At 29.3% G+C, this 14,837-nt stretch carries 12 protein-coding genes; 11 read left to right on the top strand and 1 reads right to left on the bottom strand.

The window, feature by feature from the left end:
• Positions 1-4 precede the first annotated feature (4 nt).
• From BT151_RS08015 to BT151_RS07970, 9 genes are all read left to right on the top strand, one after another.
• The gene (locus BT151_RS08015) at positions 5-664 is read left to right on the top strand and encodes a uracil-DNA glycosylase (RefSeq protein WP_072401280.1); all 660 of its coding nucleotides are present in this window, start codon (positions 5-7) and stop codon (positions 662-664) included.
• A 637-nt stretch (positions 665-1,301) separates the two neighbouring features.
• Positions 1,302-2,141, top strand: coding sequence for a 1,4-dihydroxy-2-naphthoyl-CoA synthase (locus BT151_RS08005; protein ID WP_072401278.1), 840 nt, complete (start codon positions 1,302-1,304; stop codon positions 2,139-2,141).
• Entirely contained in the window at positions 2,138-3,043 is a 906-nt protein-coding gene (gene menA, locus BT151_RS08000) for a 1,4-dihydroxy-2-naphthoate octaprenyltransferase (protein WP_394333398.1), read from the top strand. Before BT151_RS08005 ends, menA begins: the two co-directional genes overlap by 4 nt.
• 12 nt (positions 3,044-3,055) lie before the next feature.
• Complete coding sequence (locus tag BT151_RS07995; RefSeq protein ID WP_072401276.1) at positions 3,056-3,733, top strand: metal-dependent hydrolase; 678 nt, start codon at positions 3,056-3,058, stop codon at positions 3,731-3,733.
• Positions 3,734-4,771, top strand: a complete 1,038-nt coding sequence (locus BT151_RS07990; protein ID WP_072401275.1) for an o-succinylbenzoate synthase — start codon at positions 3,734-3,736, stop codon at positions 4,769-4,771.
• A gap of 1 nt (position 4,772) precedes the next feature.
• Positions 4,773-5,705, top strand: a complete 933-nt coding sequence (locus tag BT151_RS07985; protein ID WP_072401274.1) for a CPBP family intramembrane glutamic endopeptidase — start codon at positions 4,773-4,775, stop codon at positions 5,703-5,705.
• A gap of 5 nt (positions 5,706-5,710) precedes the next feature.
• A complete protein-coding gene (locus BT151_RS07980) occupies positions 5,711-6,781 on the top strand; it encodes an AMP-binding protein (protein ID WP_072401273.1) in 1,071 nt (356 codons plus the stop codon).
• Between the two features lie 43 nt (positions 6,782-6,824).
• The gene (gene sppA, locus BT151_RS07975; protein WP_072401272.1) at positions 6,825-8,588 is read left to right on the top strand and encodes a signal peptide peptidase SppA; all 1,764 of its coding nucleotides are present in this window, start codon (positions 6,825-6,827) and stop codon (positions 8,586-8,588) included.
• A 145-nt stretch (positions 8,589-8,733) separates the two neighbouring features.
• Entirely contained in the window at positions 8,734-12,042 is a 3,309-nt protein-coding gene (locus BT151_RS07970) for a VIT domain-containing protein (protein WP_072401271.1), read from the top strand.
• Between the two features lie 31 nt (positions 12,043-12,073).
• On the opposite strand, the gene BT151_RS07965 is transcribed toward BT151_RS07970, so the two are convergent.
• Positions 12,074-13,702 carry an acyl-CoA carboxylase subunit beta gene (locus BT151_RS07965; protein WP_072401270.1) on the bottom strand — a complete coding sequence of 543 codons (1,629 nt, stop codon included), beginning with the start codon at positions 13,700-13,702 and terminating at the stop codon, positions 12,074-12,076.
• Positions 13,703-13,848: 146 nt separating this feature from the next.
• Between BT151_RS07965 and BT151_RS07960 the strand changes: the two genes are divergently transcribed.
• Complete coding sequence (locus BT151_RS07960; RefSeq protein WP_072401269.1) at positions 13,849-14,379, top strand: NADPH-dependent FMN reductase; 531 nt, start codon at positions 13,849-13,851, stop codon at positions 14,377-14,379.
• Between the two features lie 10 nt (positions 14,380-14,389).
• Entirely contained in the window at positions 14,390-14,827 is a 438-nt protein-coding gene (locus BT151_RS07955) for a MarR family winged helix-turn-helix transcriptional regulator (protein WP_072401268.1), read from the top strand.
• The last annotated feature ends 10 nt before the right edge of the window (positions 14,828-14,837 follow it).

The following is a 14,837-nucleotide window of genomic DNA, read 5'->3' as shown; positions in this document are numbered from 1 at the left end:
TTTAATGAATATTCATGAAAGCTGGAAACACCATTTAATAGAGGAATTTAATAAAACTTATTTTAAAGACTTAATAACTTTTGTTGAGTCTGAGTACAGAACCCAAACTTGCTTTCCTCCAGAAAATCAAATATTTAATGCTTTTAATCATTGTCATTTCGATGATGTTAAAGTAGTTATTATTGGTCAAGATCCGTATCATGATTTTGGTCAAGCTAATGGACTATGTTTTTCAGTTAATGATAGTATTAAACATCCACCTTCATTAATAAATATATTTAAAGAAATCGAGAGTGATTTAGGAATAAAATATCCTGAAAGTGGTAATTTAATGCGTTGGGCAGAACAAGGCGTATTATTATTGAATGCTACTTTAACTGTAAGAGCTCACCAAGCTGGAAGTCATCAAAAAAGAGGCTGGGAAGTTTTTACAGATTCAGTTATAAAAATAATTAGTAACAAAAAGGAGAATATTGTTTTTATGCTTTGGGGTGGTTTTGCAAAACAAAAAGTTAAGTTAATTGATGGACAGAAACACCATGTTTTAATGTCTGGTCATCCATCACCCTTAAGTGCAAACAGGGGTTATTGGTTTGGTAATAAACATTTTAGTAAAACTAATTACATTGTAGAAAAAACATATAAAAAAGGGATTATTTGGTGATTATTTTAAATAATCCTTAATTTATTATTATATCTAAAGTTGATAGAAATCTTGATATAGTAAAATATACCATATTATATTTATACTTATTTGATACACTAATAAGAAATACTGTTAAATAAAAGTTTCGATAAACTAACTGCCAGTTGCTGCAAGAAGAATCTCTGAAGTCTCAGAAATATTCATTTCTGGTCTTAATATAACTGTATTTTTATTAACTTTTAAAGGCTTAATAATTTTATTACAACTAAATTTTAATAGTAATAAATTGATTACTACAAGAGCAAAAATAGTAAGAGTAATTGTTGTTAACATAGGCATTTGGGATTTAATGTGTTAATCAATATAAATATATTTTAAATAAAATGTTAATTTTATCAAAAAAAATATATAAAACAAAAGTATATAATAATGTATTGTAAAGCAATACGTACTTATACCTATTTTATAATTTTTATCATATATCTAAATGAGGTTTAATGAAATTATTAATTTGTTAACATTTTAATATTAATTTTATGAGTAATGTAACTTAATATATAAGTTTACTTCTTCTTAAACTTAGTTATTGCAAATAATTTTATTGGTATTTAAGTGTTTTAGAAAAATAAAATTTATTTTTGAATAAAATAAAAAGATGAACCAATTAGAGTGGTTAATAGTTAAAGAATATCAAGATATCACTTATAAAAAGTGTAATGGAGTGGCAAGAATTGCCTTTAATAGACCAGATGTTCGGAATGCTTTTAGACCAAAAACAACAAGCGAATTATACGATGCATTATATGATGCTAATGAGGATGTAAATATTGGTGTTGTATTATTATCAGCCGAAGGTCCTTCCAGTAAAGATGGAGTATATTCATTTTGCAGTGGTGGTGACCAAAAAGCTAGAGGGCATCAAGGTTATGTTGGGGAAGATGGCTATCATCGTTTAAATATTTTAGAAGTGCAACGTTTAATTCGTTTCATGCCGAAAGCAGTAATTGCAGTTGTTCCAGGTTGGGCCGTAGGAGGCGGACATAGTTTACACGTGGTTTGCGACCTAACTCTTGCAAGCAGAGAACATGCTATTTTTAAGCAAACTGATGCCGATGTTACTAGTTTTGACGGGGGTTACGGTTCTGCTTATTTAGCTAAAATGGTAGGACAGAAAAGGGCTAGAGAAATATTTTTCTTAGGCAGAAATTACTCAGCACAAGAAGCTTTTGATATGGGAATGGTTAATGCCGTAGTTCCTCATGATGAGTTAGAAAATACAGCTTATGAATGGGCACAAGAAATATTAGCTAAATCACCAACATCAATAAAAATGTTAAAATTCGCAATGAATTTAACAGATGATGGTATGGTTGGACAACAGGTATTTGCAGGTGAAGCAACTCGTTTGGCTTACATGACAGACGAAGCTAAAGAGGGTAGAAATGCTTTCCTTGAAAAACGTAAGCCTAATTTTGATAAAAAATGGATTCCATGATAAATAAAATTTCAATATGGATTTCAACTATGCGTTTAAGAACGCTACCATTATCAATATCTGGTATTATTTTAGCATCATGTTTAGCGCATTATAATGGAGTTTTTAATTTGGGCATTTGTGTTTTGGCAATTTTAACAACATTAAGTTTTCAAATACTTTCAAATTTAGCTAATGATTATGGTGATGGAATAAAAGGTACTGATAATAATGATAGAATTGGCCCTGAGCGTGCAATTCAGTCTGGTAAAATATTACCAGAAGACCTCTTTAATGGTATAAAAATAAACATTTTAATATCTATTGTTTTAGCATGTACTCTTGTTTTTAAAGCCTTCGGAGTTAAGTATTTTTTTCTAACCTTAATTTTCTCTTTATTAGGTATAGCATCAATAATTGCAGCTATGCGTTATACCGTTGGTAAGAATGCATATGGTTATAGAGGTTTAGGAGATGTTTTTGTTTTTGTTTTTTTTGGATTAGTTAGTGTTATAGGTTGTTATGTTTTATTTGCTAAAAAAATAGATCACGTTGCTTTTTTGCCTGCTTGTACAATAGGTCTTTTAAGTGCGGCAGTACTAAATCTTAATAATATGAGGGATAGAATTTCCGATAAAAAATCAAATAAAATCACTTTAGCTGTCAAGTTAGGAGAAAAAAACATTAAAGTATATCATAATACACTAATTATTCTGGCAATTGTTTTATCAGGATTGTTTGGTATACTATATTATACATCACCTTATAATTTAATATATATCATTGCATATATACCGTTGTTAATTCATCTTAAAATGGTTAATAATAATAAAGATCCAAAATTGTTAGATCCAGAATTAAAAAAACTAGCATTAACTACAGTTTTATTAGCAGTACTTATGGGAGTAGGCCATTTATTTTAAAAGTTAAAACACATGAAAATCACATTCTACGGTCATGCGAGTTTAGGCATTCATGTTAATGATGTTAATATTCTTGTAGATCCTTTTATATCGGCCAACCCTAAGGCTTCAGATATAGATATAAATGCGCTTAAAGCAGATTATATTTTAGTTACACATGCGCATCAAGATCATATTATAGATGTGGAAACTATTGCAAAAAGAACTGGGGCAGTAGTGATTTCAAATTTTGAAATTGCTAAATATTATGAAAAACTTGGTATTGAAGTTCACCCAATGAATCATGGAGGTAAATGGGATTTTGAATTTGGTACCGTAAAATATGTTAATGCAATACATACATCGTCTTTTCCAGATGGTAGTTATGGTGGGCAACCAGGAGGTTTTGTTATTGAAGGAGAGCATAAAAATATTTACATTGCTGGAGATACCGCTTTAACTTTTGATATGAAATTAATTCCCTTACAAACAAAATTGGATTTGGCCATTCTGCCAATTGGCGATAATTTTACTATGGGAATTGATGATGCTATTTTAGCTAGTAATTTTGTTGAATGTGATAAGGTTTTAGGATATCACTACGATACTTTTGGATATATAGAGATAGACCATGAAACTGCAAAGCGAAAATTTTTTGAAAAAAACAAAGATTTAATGCTGTTAGGAATCGGTGATTTTATTGAACTATAGATGATAAAAGCATCTTATAAACATTACATTTTAAACTTTAAACAAGCCAGCGGAACTTCTCGTGGCATATTAAAAACAAAGGAAACTTGGTTTATTGTTTTAAAATCTGAAAACAAACAAGGTATTGGTGAATGTGGCTTATTTAGAGGGCTTTCTATTGATGATAGACCAGATTATGAGGAAAAATTAAAATGGACGTGTCAAAATATTCACTTAGGGTTAAATGTTTTATTAAATCAATTAATTGAATTTCCAAGCATACAGTTTGGTTTAGAAACGGCTTTTAAATCTTTAGAAGGTCAAGATTCATTCAACTTATTTTCAACAGAATTTACAAAAGGAAATGATTCAATTCCCATAAACGGATTAATTTGGATGGGAACTAAAGCCTTTATGAAAAAACAAATACAAGATAAAATCAAAGCGGGTTTTAATTGTATTAAAATGAAAATTGGAGCTATTGATTTTCATCAAGAAATTAATCTTTTAAAATCTATTAGAAAAGAATTTACTTCAAAAGATATAGAATTACGTGTTGATGCAAATGGTGCATTTTCTACTTCCGAAGCATTAGAAAAATTAAAAATATTATCAGATTTAGATTTACACTCTATAGAACAACCTATAAAACAAGGACAAATTGAAGACATAGCTAAACTATGTGCAAATACGCCATTGCCTATTGCTTTAGATGAAGAATTAATTGGAGTATTTTCTGTAACAAAAAAACAAGAATTGCTACAAATTATAAATCCTCAATACATTATATTGAAGCCTAGTTTGGTTGGAGGTTTTGCAGGAAGTGATGAATGGATTAAATTGGCAGAAAAGCATAATATTAGCTGGTGGATTACAAGTGCATTAGAGAGTAATATTGGTCTAAATGCTATTGCTCAATACACGTACACAAAAAATAATAAGTTACCTCAAGGCTTAGGCACAGGTAGTTTATTTACTAATAATTTTGATAGTCCATTACAAGTAAAAAATGGTACATTGCAGTACAATAATAAAATGAACTGGAACTTTAATTTATAAAATGAATTATATACAACAAGCCTATAAAGGAAAAAAAGAAATTTGGATGTTTTTACTAACAGCCTTTTTAATTTCTGGGATTTTTATAATAAATTTTATCATTTATTTATTCACTTCAAAAGAAGACATGGATGCTGCTTATGAAATGATGAAATCTATTCCTGCTAATTTATCTTTAATTGTAAATCTTCTACCTTTTGCTTTTTTACTGGGGTTATTGTTTGTTTTAGTACGTTATCTGCATCAAAGGAGTATATTATCATTAACTACAGCTAGAGAAAAAGTAGATTGGAAACGAATCGTATTCTCTTTTAGTTTAATAGTTGTAATTACTGTAGTATCGTTTGCTGTATCTTATTTCTCAGATTCTAGCCAAATTGAATTACAATTCAATCCTATTAAATTTGCGATACTTTTCTTAATAAGTATCGTATTATTTCCATTTCAAATAGGTTTAGAAGAGTATCTTTTTAGAGGGTATTTAATGCAACATATTGGCATTATAGTAAAAAACAAATGGTTTCCATTAATTTTTACCTCAATATTGTTTGGAGTAGCGCATAGTGCGAATCCAGAAGTAGCAGAAATGGGGTTTATAACTATGGTATTTTATATTGGTACAGGTTTACTACTAGGTATTATGACTTTAATGGATGATGGACTAGAACTAGCTTTAGGCTTTCATTTAGGAAATAATTTGCTAGCAGCACTTTTAGTAACAAGCGATTGGTCTGCCTTACAGACAGATGCAATTTTTAAATATACCGCCGAAGAAGCTACTACAACAGCCATGGAAATTATAATTCCTGTTTTAGTTTTTTATCCTATAATACTTTTTGTTTTTTCCAAAGTTTATAAATGGACAAACTGGAAAGATAAATTATTTGGAAAAGTTGTGGAGCCGTTAAAAGAAGATTATAAAATTTTAGAATAAAAATTATGATGCCAAATTATACCAATGTTCATTTAAAATTTAAACTAGATGGTTTAAATTATAAGTATGATGACCTTATGGAGGTTGCCTATAGTTATGTAAAAGAAGGTTTAAGTTACCAACAAGAACTTGGTAATTTTTTACTTGATTGGTTAGATAACAAAGATTATGTTAAGGTGCAAACTTCAGGATCTACAGGTAAGCCAAAAAGTCTTGAAATAAAGAAAGAAGCTATGGTTAATTCCGCCATTGCCACAGGAGATTTTTTTAATTTAAAACCAGGAGATAAAGTTTTACATTGTTTGCCATCAAATTTTATTGCAGGTAAAATGATGATTGTTAGAGCCATTATCTTGGGGCTTGAATTAGATATGGTAGAGCCTAAAGCACTTCCATTAATTGATTATGAAAAGGATTATGCTTTTTGTGCTTTTACACCAATGCAACTTAAACACTTTGCTAAATACTTAAAAAGTATTAAAACAGTAATTGTTGGTGGTGGGCAAGTTTCAGAACCAATAATTGAATCGATAAAAGACAAAAAACCACATGTTTATGAAACATATGGTATGACAGAAACGGTATCTCATATTGCAATAAAAAAGCTAAATAATTTTAATGATTCAGAGGCTGATAAATATTTTAAAACATTACCAGATATTACAGTTTCAGTGGATGATAGAGGTTGTTTAGTCATAGACGCACCGCATCTTTCTAAAGATAAAATTATTACAAATGATATTGTAAAAGTTCACTCAGAAAAAAGCTTTGAATGGTTAGGGCGTTTCGATAATGTTATAAATTCTGGAGGCATTAAATTATTTCCAGAACAAATAGAAAAAAAGCTTAAAAATAAAATAAAAGAAGAGTTTTTTGTTGCATCCAAACCAGATGATACTTTAGGTGAAAAACTAGTTTTAGTTATCGAAAAAAAAGATCCTGATTTTGATACATCGGTTTTTGATGTTTTAGATAAATACGAAAAACCTAAAGAAGTCATAACTATAGCAAAATTTATTGAAACTGCTTCAGGGAAGATTCACAGGGAAAAAACATTAGCATTAAAAAACATATAAGTTTTTAAGAGTTAAATTTTAGCTTTCATATATAAATAAAATCATGAATTTTATAAAACGTGTTTTATCAACAGTAACAGGAATCTTTGTATTCTTAATTATCTGTTTTTTTGGTCTAATATTATTAGGTGCTTTATTTGGAGGGAGTTCAGATGATGTTGTTAAAGTAAAACCTAATTCTGTTTTAGAATTAACTTTAGATTTCCCTATAAAGGATTATGCCGGAAAAACAGTCTTTGAAGATTATCCTTTTTTAAATGAAGATAAAAAAAATGGTCTTTTCAATATCATTGACGCCATAAATTATGCCGCCACAGATGATAAAATAAAAGGGATTTCGATAACTAATAGCTTTATTAATGCTGGGATTTCTCAAACAAAAGCATTAAGAGGTGCTTTATTAAAGTTTAAGGAATCGGGTAAATTCGTAATGGCTTATTCAGATATTTATACGCAGAAAGACTATTATTTAAGTTCTGTAGCAGATACCATTTATATTAATCCAGCAGGCATGATGGAATTTAAAGGGTTATATTCTGAGCAATTATATTTTAAAGATTTTCAAGAAAAAACAGGACTTAAAATGGAGGTTGTTCGCTTTGGTAAATACAAAAGTGCTGTAGAACCTTTTTTAGAAAATAAAATGAGTGATGATAACAGGGAACAAATTTCTGTGTATCTAAATTCACTTTGGAATGAAATAAAACAAGACATTTCTAACAGCAGAAATATTCCTGTAGATAGATTAAATATTATTGCAGACAGTTTGTTAGCTAGAAATCCAATTTTAGCAAAATCTTCTCTACTTGTAGATAAAATAGGCTATTATGATGAGTACCTAAACGGAATGAAACAAGCCGTTGGAACAGACTCTAAAACGGATTTAAAATTCATATCTGTTAAAGATTATGCAAAATATACTGCAACCAAAGTGAAAAACTATTCAGCAAAAAATAAAATAGCAATTATTTATGCAGAAGGAGATATTATTTATGGTGAAGGCGACGTGAATACTGTTGGTCAAGGCGCTATGAATAGATCTTTAAAAGAGGCTAGAGAAGATGATAAAATAAAAGCTGTTGTACTACGCATAAACTCACCTGGTGGAAGTGCATTAGCTAGTGAACTTATTTGGAGAGAAATAGAACTTACTAAAAAAGTAAAACCAGTAATAGTCTCTATGGGAGATTTAGCAGCTTCAGGAGGTTACTATATAGCTTGTAATGCCGATAAAATTATAGCAGAACCAACAACTATAACAGGTAGTATTGGTGTTTTTGGTGTGTTACCAAATGGAAAACAGTTAGCCGATAATATGGGTATTAATGCAGAGCAAGTTATTACAAACAAAAATGCTGTAACCTATAGTTTTTTCGAACCGTTAAATGATGAGCAAAGAGCGTTCATAAAAGAAGGTATTGTAGATATTTATGAATTGTTTACAGGTAGAGTGGCAAATGGCCGAAATATGAAGCAAGATGACGTTAAAGCGATTGCTCAAGGGCGAGTTTGGACGGGTACAGATGCTTTGAAAAACGGTTTAGTTGATGAATTAGGTGGATTAGATTTAGCATTGCAACGTGCAGCCGAAGCAGCAGACATTCAAGATTATAGAACAAAAGAATTTCCTGTTTTCGAAAAGGATCTAGAAAAAATGCTTGAAAATTTTGGTTTAGTAAAAGCTAAAGAAACTATTCTAAAAGAAGAGTTAGGAGAGGAAAGTTATAAAATATATAAAGAGATTAAAGCTTTAAAACAGAAAAAAGGAATCCAATTATTATTTCCATACAGTACAGATATAAAATAATAAGTACATAGTATTTAAAAAAGGGCTAAACGAAAGTTTAGCCCTTTTTTTAACTTCCCTCATTCAAAAGTATACTTCCCTCATTGTTGGTTTTATATCATATCGTTTGATAGTAGTTTTATGTAAAACTTAAAAACTAACTATTATGAAAACGCTATTTAAATTCCTTTTTTTGCTTCTAGCAATTAATACATTTTCACAAGAAATGCCATCTATTAAAGTTGGAGAAGATAAATTAGGTATTACATCGTTAGACATTAAAGTAGAAGTTGTTGGCAATATAGCTACTACAACTTATGATATGTTATTTTATAATCCAACCAATGCTATTTTAGAAGGAGAATTAGCTTTTCCTTTAGGTGAAGGACAAAATGTTTCTCGATTGGCACTAGAAGTAAACGGAAAACTTCGTGAAGCTGTAGTTGTAGAAAAAGAGCAAGGTCGCGTTGCTTTTGAAGCCGTGGTAAGACGTCGTGTAGATCCAGTTTTGTTGGAAAAAGGTACAGGAAATAATTATAAAGCTAGAATTTATCCTATTCCAGCAAAAGGTCATAAAAGAGTTGTTTTAGCACACGAACAAGAATTAATTTTAAGTGAAGATGCACATTATTTTCATTTACCACTTGGATTTAAGAAGAATTTAGATCATTATGTTCTAGAAATGAACATATTCAATCAACCACTAAAACCAGAAGTTGCAAAAGGGAAAATTGAAAATTTCAGTTTTAAATCAGTAAACAATAACTATTATGCAAAATTTGAAAAGAAAAATTACACGCCTAGTGAGTCTTTAATTATTAAAATTCCTCAGAATTATGATAAAAATAAAGTAATAGTTTTTGATGATTATTTTTATGTGTATAAAACTTTAAATACAGAAAAAAGATTACGGAAAAAATCCAAATCCATTACACTTTATTGGGATGCATCATTATCAATGCAAGCTAGAGACTTAAATAAAGAACTAGCATTTTTAGATGAGTATTTAAGACACTTGAATAATGTAAAAGTAGAGTTGATAAAGTTTAGCAATGATATATTATTAAACAAAATCTATAAAATTAATAATGGAAATTGGGCAATTCTTAAAAACGAATTAACAACTACAATTTATGATGGTGGAACATCATACGCTAACTTATTTTTAAATAATTCTTCAGATGAAATTTTAATGTTTTCTGATGGTATGAAGAATTTAAGTGATGTATCTATAAATACTAGTCAGCCAATTTTTGTTATCAATAGTATTGTTAAAGCAAACCATAGTGAGTTAAATAGTATTTGTGAATATACAAATGGAAAGTATATCAATTTAAAAAATGGTAGTATTGATGAATCGATAAATAAAGTCAAATATCAATCTTTAAAATTTTTAAGCTTTGAGTCTTCAAATGATAAAGTTGAAGCTTATCCAAAAGCTCCATTAACGGTTTCAGAAGATTTTTCATTTTCTGGTAAAAATTTCAATTATAACGATTCTGTTGTATTACACTTTGGTTATGGAAAAGATGTGACGCAAACAATATCTTTTAATTTGAATTCTGATATTTCAAATTCTTTAGTTAAAAGAATTTGGGCTCAAAAAAAGCTAAATGAACTACAAGTAGAAAGTGATTTAAATAAGGAAGATATTGTAAAACATAGTATGTTATATAATTTAGTAAGTAATCATACATCATTAATTGTATTAGAAACAGTTTGGGATTATGTTCGATATAAAATTACACCTCCAGAAGAATTACTAGAAGAATATAACAGAATTATTGATAGAAATAAAGGTAAAAAGGTTGTGTCAGTTCACACAGAAATAGAAGAAGATGAACAAGTTCCAACTAGAATTACAAGTTCGGGAGGTAATATTTCAGGAATTATTACAGATAGTTCGGGTTTGCCATTGCCAGGAGCCAATATAGTCTTACTAGGGTCTAATATAGGAACAACAACAGATTTTGATGGTAATTATAGAATTGATGCTATTCCTGGTTCTGTGCTTTCATTTAGTTTTATAGGTTATCAAACTTTAGAAACTACTGTTGGTTCATCTAATACAATAAATATATCTATGCAGGAAGATGCTTCAGCCTTAGACGAAGTTGTTGTTGTAGGTTATGGAACGGTTTCAAGAAGTAATGTAACAGGTTCAGTAACTGAAGTTAAAACAGAAGAGATAAGTAATAGTGGATATACAAGTATAGCTCAAGCTTTACAAGGTAGAGTTGCTGGACTAAACATAACAAACAATAATGGTAGACTAGGTTCTAGCCCAAATGTTATTATTCGTGGTAGTTCATCAATTCGTAATAATGGTCAACCCTTATATGTTATTGATGGCATACCAGTTAATGACAACATTGATGACGTAATTAATGTTAATGATATTGAAAGTATAAATGTAATTAAAGATATTTCTGGTTCAGCTATATATGGTAGTAGAGCTTCAAATGGTGTAATTGTAATTACGACTAAATCTAATAATAGAGCACGAAGTAGAGATTATAGAAGTATAAATAGAAAAAGTAAAAAGAATAAATATAAAGGTAGTTTAAAAGTAAAAGAAAATATTATAAACCAGCCTTATTTAACTGAGTTGAATAAATCTAAAACCTTAGAAAAAGCTTATGAAACGTATTTAAAACAAAGAGATATTTATGGGCATTTACCAGCATATTATATTGATGTTTGTGATTATTTTAGAACATGGAAAAACAATGATTATGAACTTAGAATATTAACTAATGTTGCGGAATTAGATTTTGATAATTATGAATTATTAAGAGTCCTTGGTTATAAACTAGAAGAAACAAATAATTATGGATTAGCAAGTTACATTTACGCACAGGTTTTAAAATTGCGTCCTGAAGATTCACAATCTTATAGAGATTTAGCTTTAGTATATCAAGAAATTGGTTTAGCACAAGAATCCTTTAATCTTTTAAATAGTATTATTAGTGAAGATATATATATAGATAATAATAGAAGAAAATTTGATGGAATACAAAAAATCACAAAAAATGAAATAAATAAACTTATTCAAAATAATTTAAAAATTAATAAAGAAAATCTTAATGAAAGGAAAGAGGTTAATACAACTTTCGATGTTAGAATTTTGATAGATTGGAATCATAATGATACTGATATAGACTTACATATTATTGACCCTAATTTAGAAGAATGCTTTTACAGTCATTCAAAAACAAAAATTGGTGGCGAACTTTCACAAGACATGACACAAGGTTTTGGACCAGAAGAGTTTACTTTAAAGTATGCTAAAGAAGGAACTTACTTTGTTAAAGTAAATTATTACGGAGATAGATATCAAAAAATTGAAAACCCTACTTTTATGAAAGTAACCATGTTTAGAAATTTTGGTAAGCCTAATGAAACTAAAGAATTGAAAATAATAAGGTTAACAAAATCAAAGGATAAACAAATAGTAGCGAAACTAGAAGTATAATAAAAAAGAGCGACTAAATAGTTGCTCTTTTTTATACCTGTAAAACTCCCAAGTTAAATTTCTTTTCAATAGGAGCGTGGTTAGCTGCTTCAATGCCCATACTAATCCAAGTTCTAGTATCTAATGGGTTAATAATAGCATCTGTCCAAATACGTGCAGCAGCATAATATGGAGACACTTGATTGTCATATCTATCTTTTATTTTATTGTAAAGTTCTTCTTCTTTTTCTTTTGTGAATTTTTCACCTTGCTTTTCAAGAGATGCTTTTTCAATTTGTAATAATACTTTTGCAGCAGAGTTTCCACTCATAACAGCAAGTTCTGCACTTGGCCATGCTACAATCAATCTTGGATCATAAGCTTTTCCGCACATAGCGTAATTACCTGCTCCGTAGCTATTTCCAATAATAATGGTGAATTTGGGTACTACCGAATTACTAACCGCATTTACCATTTTAGCACCATCTTTTATTATGCCACCATGCTCACTTTTACTACCAACCATAAAACCAGTAACATCTTGTAAAAATACCAACGGAATTTTCTTCTGGTTGCAGTTTGCTATAAACCGTGTGGCTTTATCAGCACTATCATTATAAATAACACCTCCAAATTGCATTTCACCTTTTGCGTTTTTCACCAATTTACGTTGGTTGGCAACAATACCAACTGCCCAACCATCAATTCTAGCATAGCATGTAATAATTGTTTTTCCGTACCCAGCTTTGTATTCATCAAACTCCGAGTTATCAACTAATCGTTTAATGATCTCATACATATCGTATTGGTCTGCTCTAGATTTTGGGATAATTCCATAAATATCTTCAGGATTTTCCTTTGGCTTTATAGCATCATTTCTATTAAAACCAGCTTTATCATAATCTCCAATTTTATCTATTAATCGCTTTATAGTATCAAGAGCATCAGCATCATCTTTAGCTTTATAATCTGTTACTCCCGAAATTTCACAATGTGTAGTTGCGCCACCTAAAGTTTCATTGTCAATAGTTTCTCCAATAGCAGCTTTTACTAAATAACTGCCAGCAAGAAAAATACTCCCTGTTTTATCAACAATTAAAGCTTCATCACTCATAATAGGTAAATAAGCACCTCCAGCAACACAGCTCCCCATTACAGCAGCAATTTGAGTAATTCCCATGCTACTCATTATAGCATTATTTCTAAAAATACGCCCAAAATGTTCTTTATCTGGAAAAATTTCATCTTGCATTGGAAGATATACACCAGCAGAATCAACAAGATAAATTATTGGTAGTTTATTTTCTATGGCAATTTCTTGTGCTCTCAAGTTCTTTTTTCCTGTAATAGGAAACCAAGCTCCAGCCTTTACGGTGGCATCATTAGCAACAACAATACATTGTTTGCCTTTTATATATCCTATTTTTATAACTACACCACCAGAAGGACAACCACCATGTTCTTCATACATGTCTTCACCAGCAAATACTGCAATTTCAATAGATTTAGCTTTATCATCCAATAAATAATTAACACGCTCTCTGGCAGTCATTTTACCTTTTGAATGATGTTTTTCAATTTTACTTTTTCCGCCACCAAGCTTAACTATAGCAAGGTGCTTATTGAGTTCTGATAGTAAGAGTTTATTATGATCTTCGTTTTTATTGAAGTTAATGTCCATTGATATTTAGTTTGTGCTAATGTACAAAAGTTTCAAAAATTTATAATTGAGTTTCTTAATGAAATCATAAATTATATAACATGGAAATAGTTTCCTTGGAAAATAAATATTTTCTACTTATATTTGCATAACAATAAATAAAAACTATGAAAAATATAATTGCCTTTGCAGGTTCAAATAGTAAAGAATCAATTAATAAACATTTAGCAACTTATGCTTCAAGTTTAGTAGAAGATGTTAATGTAACTATTTTAGATTTAAACGATTATGATTTACCTTTATATGGTATAGATTTAGAAAATGATAAGGGAATCCCAGATGATGCACATAAATTTTTAGAAATTTTAAAAGGAACAGATGGTATTGTTTTATCTCTTGCAGAGCACAACGGTACATATGCAACGGTTTTTAAAAACCTTTTTGATTGGTTAACAAGAATTGAAGGTAAAATGTTTTTTGATAAACCAATGTTATTAATGGCAACTTCACCTGGAGGTAGAGGAGGAGAAACTGCTTTAGAAATTGCAAAAGGTAGATTCCCATTTCATGATGGTAATATTATTGAAACGTTTTCATTACCATTTTTTGGAGATAATTTTAAAGATGGAAAAATTGTAAACGAAGATTTAGATACACAATTAAAAAACTCTGTAAAACAATATCAAAAAAGTCTTTAATTATTATAAAATGGGAGACATAAGTAAAGATATCAATTCTAAATTTCCAAATAACAGAGTTAAGGCATTACTAAATATCTTATACACTGCTAATTGGATTTCTAGTAGCCAGAATGAATTTTTTAAAGTTTATGGAATTTCTCCTCAACAATACAATATTTTAAGAATTTTAAATGGTGCTAAAGAGCCTTTAAACGTTCAAGTAATTAAAGATAGAATGATCGAGCGTTCACCAAATGCTACTAGATTAATGGATAAATTGTATTCTAAAGAATATATAGAGCGCTTACCATGTAAACATGATAGGCGAGTGGTAAAAATATCTATTACAACTAAAGGTAAAGATTTATTAGAGTCTATTCCTAATAGTTTAAATAACGAATTATTTAAAAATTTAAATGAACAAGAAGCAGAACAATTAAGCAATCTGCTAGATAAAATGAGATAAAATAAAATAA

This window comes from Flaviramulus basaltis, from assembly GCF_900114265.1.
Classification (GTDB): domain Bacteria; phylum Bacteroidota; class Bacteroidia; order Flavobacteriales; family Flavobacteriaceae; genus Flaviramulus; species Flaviramulus basaltis.
This window is presented reverse-complemented; position numbering and strand designations above follow the sequence as displayed.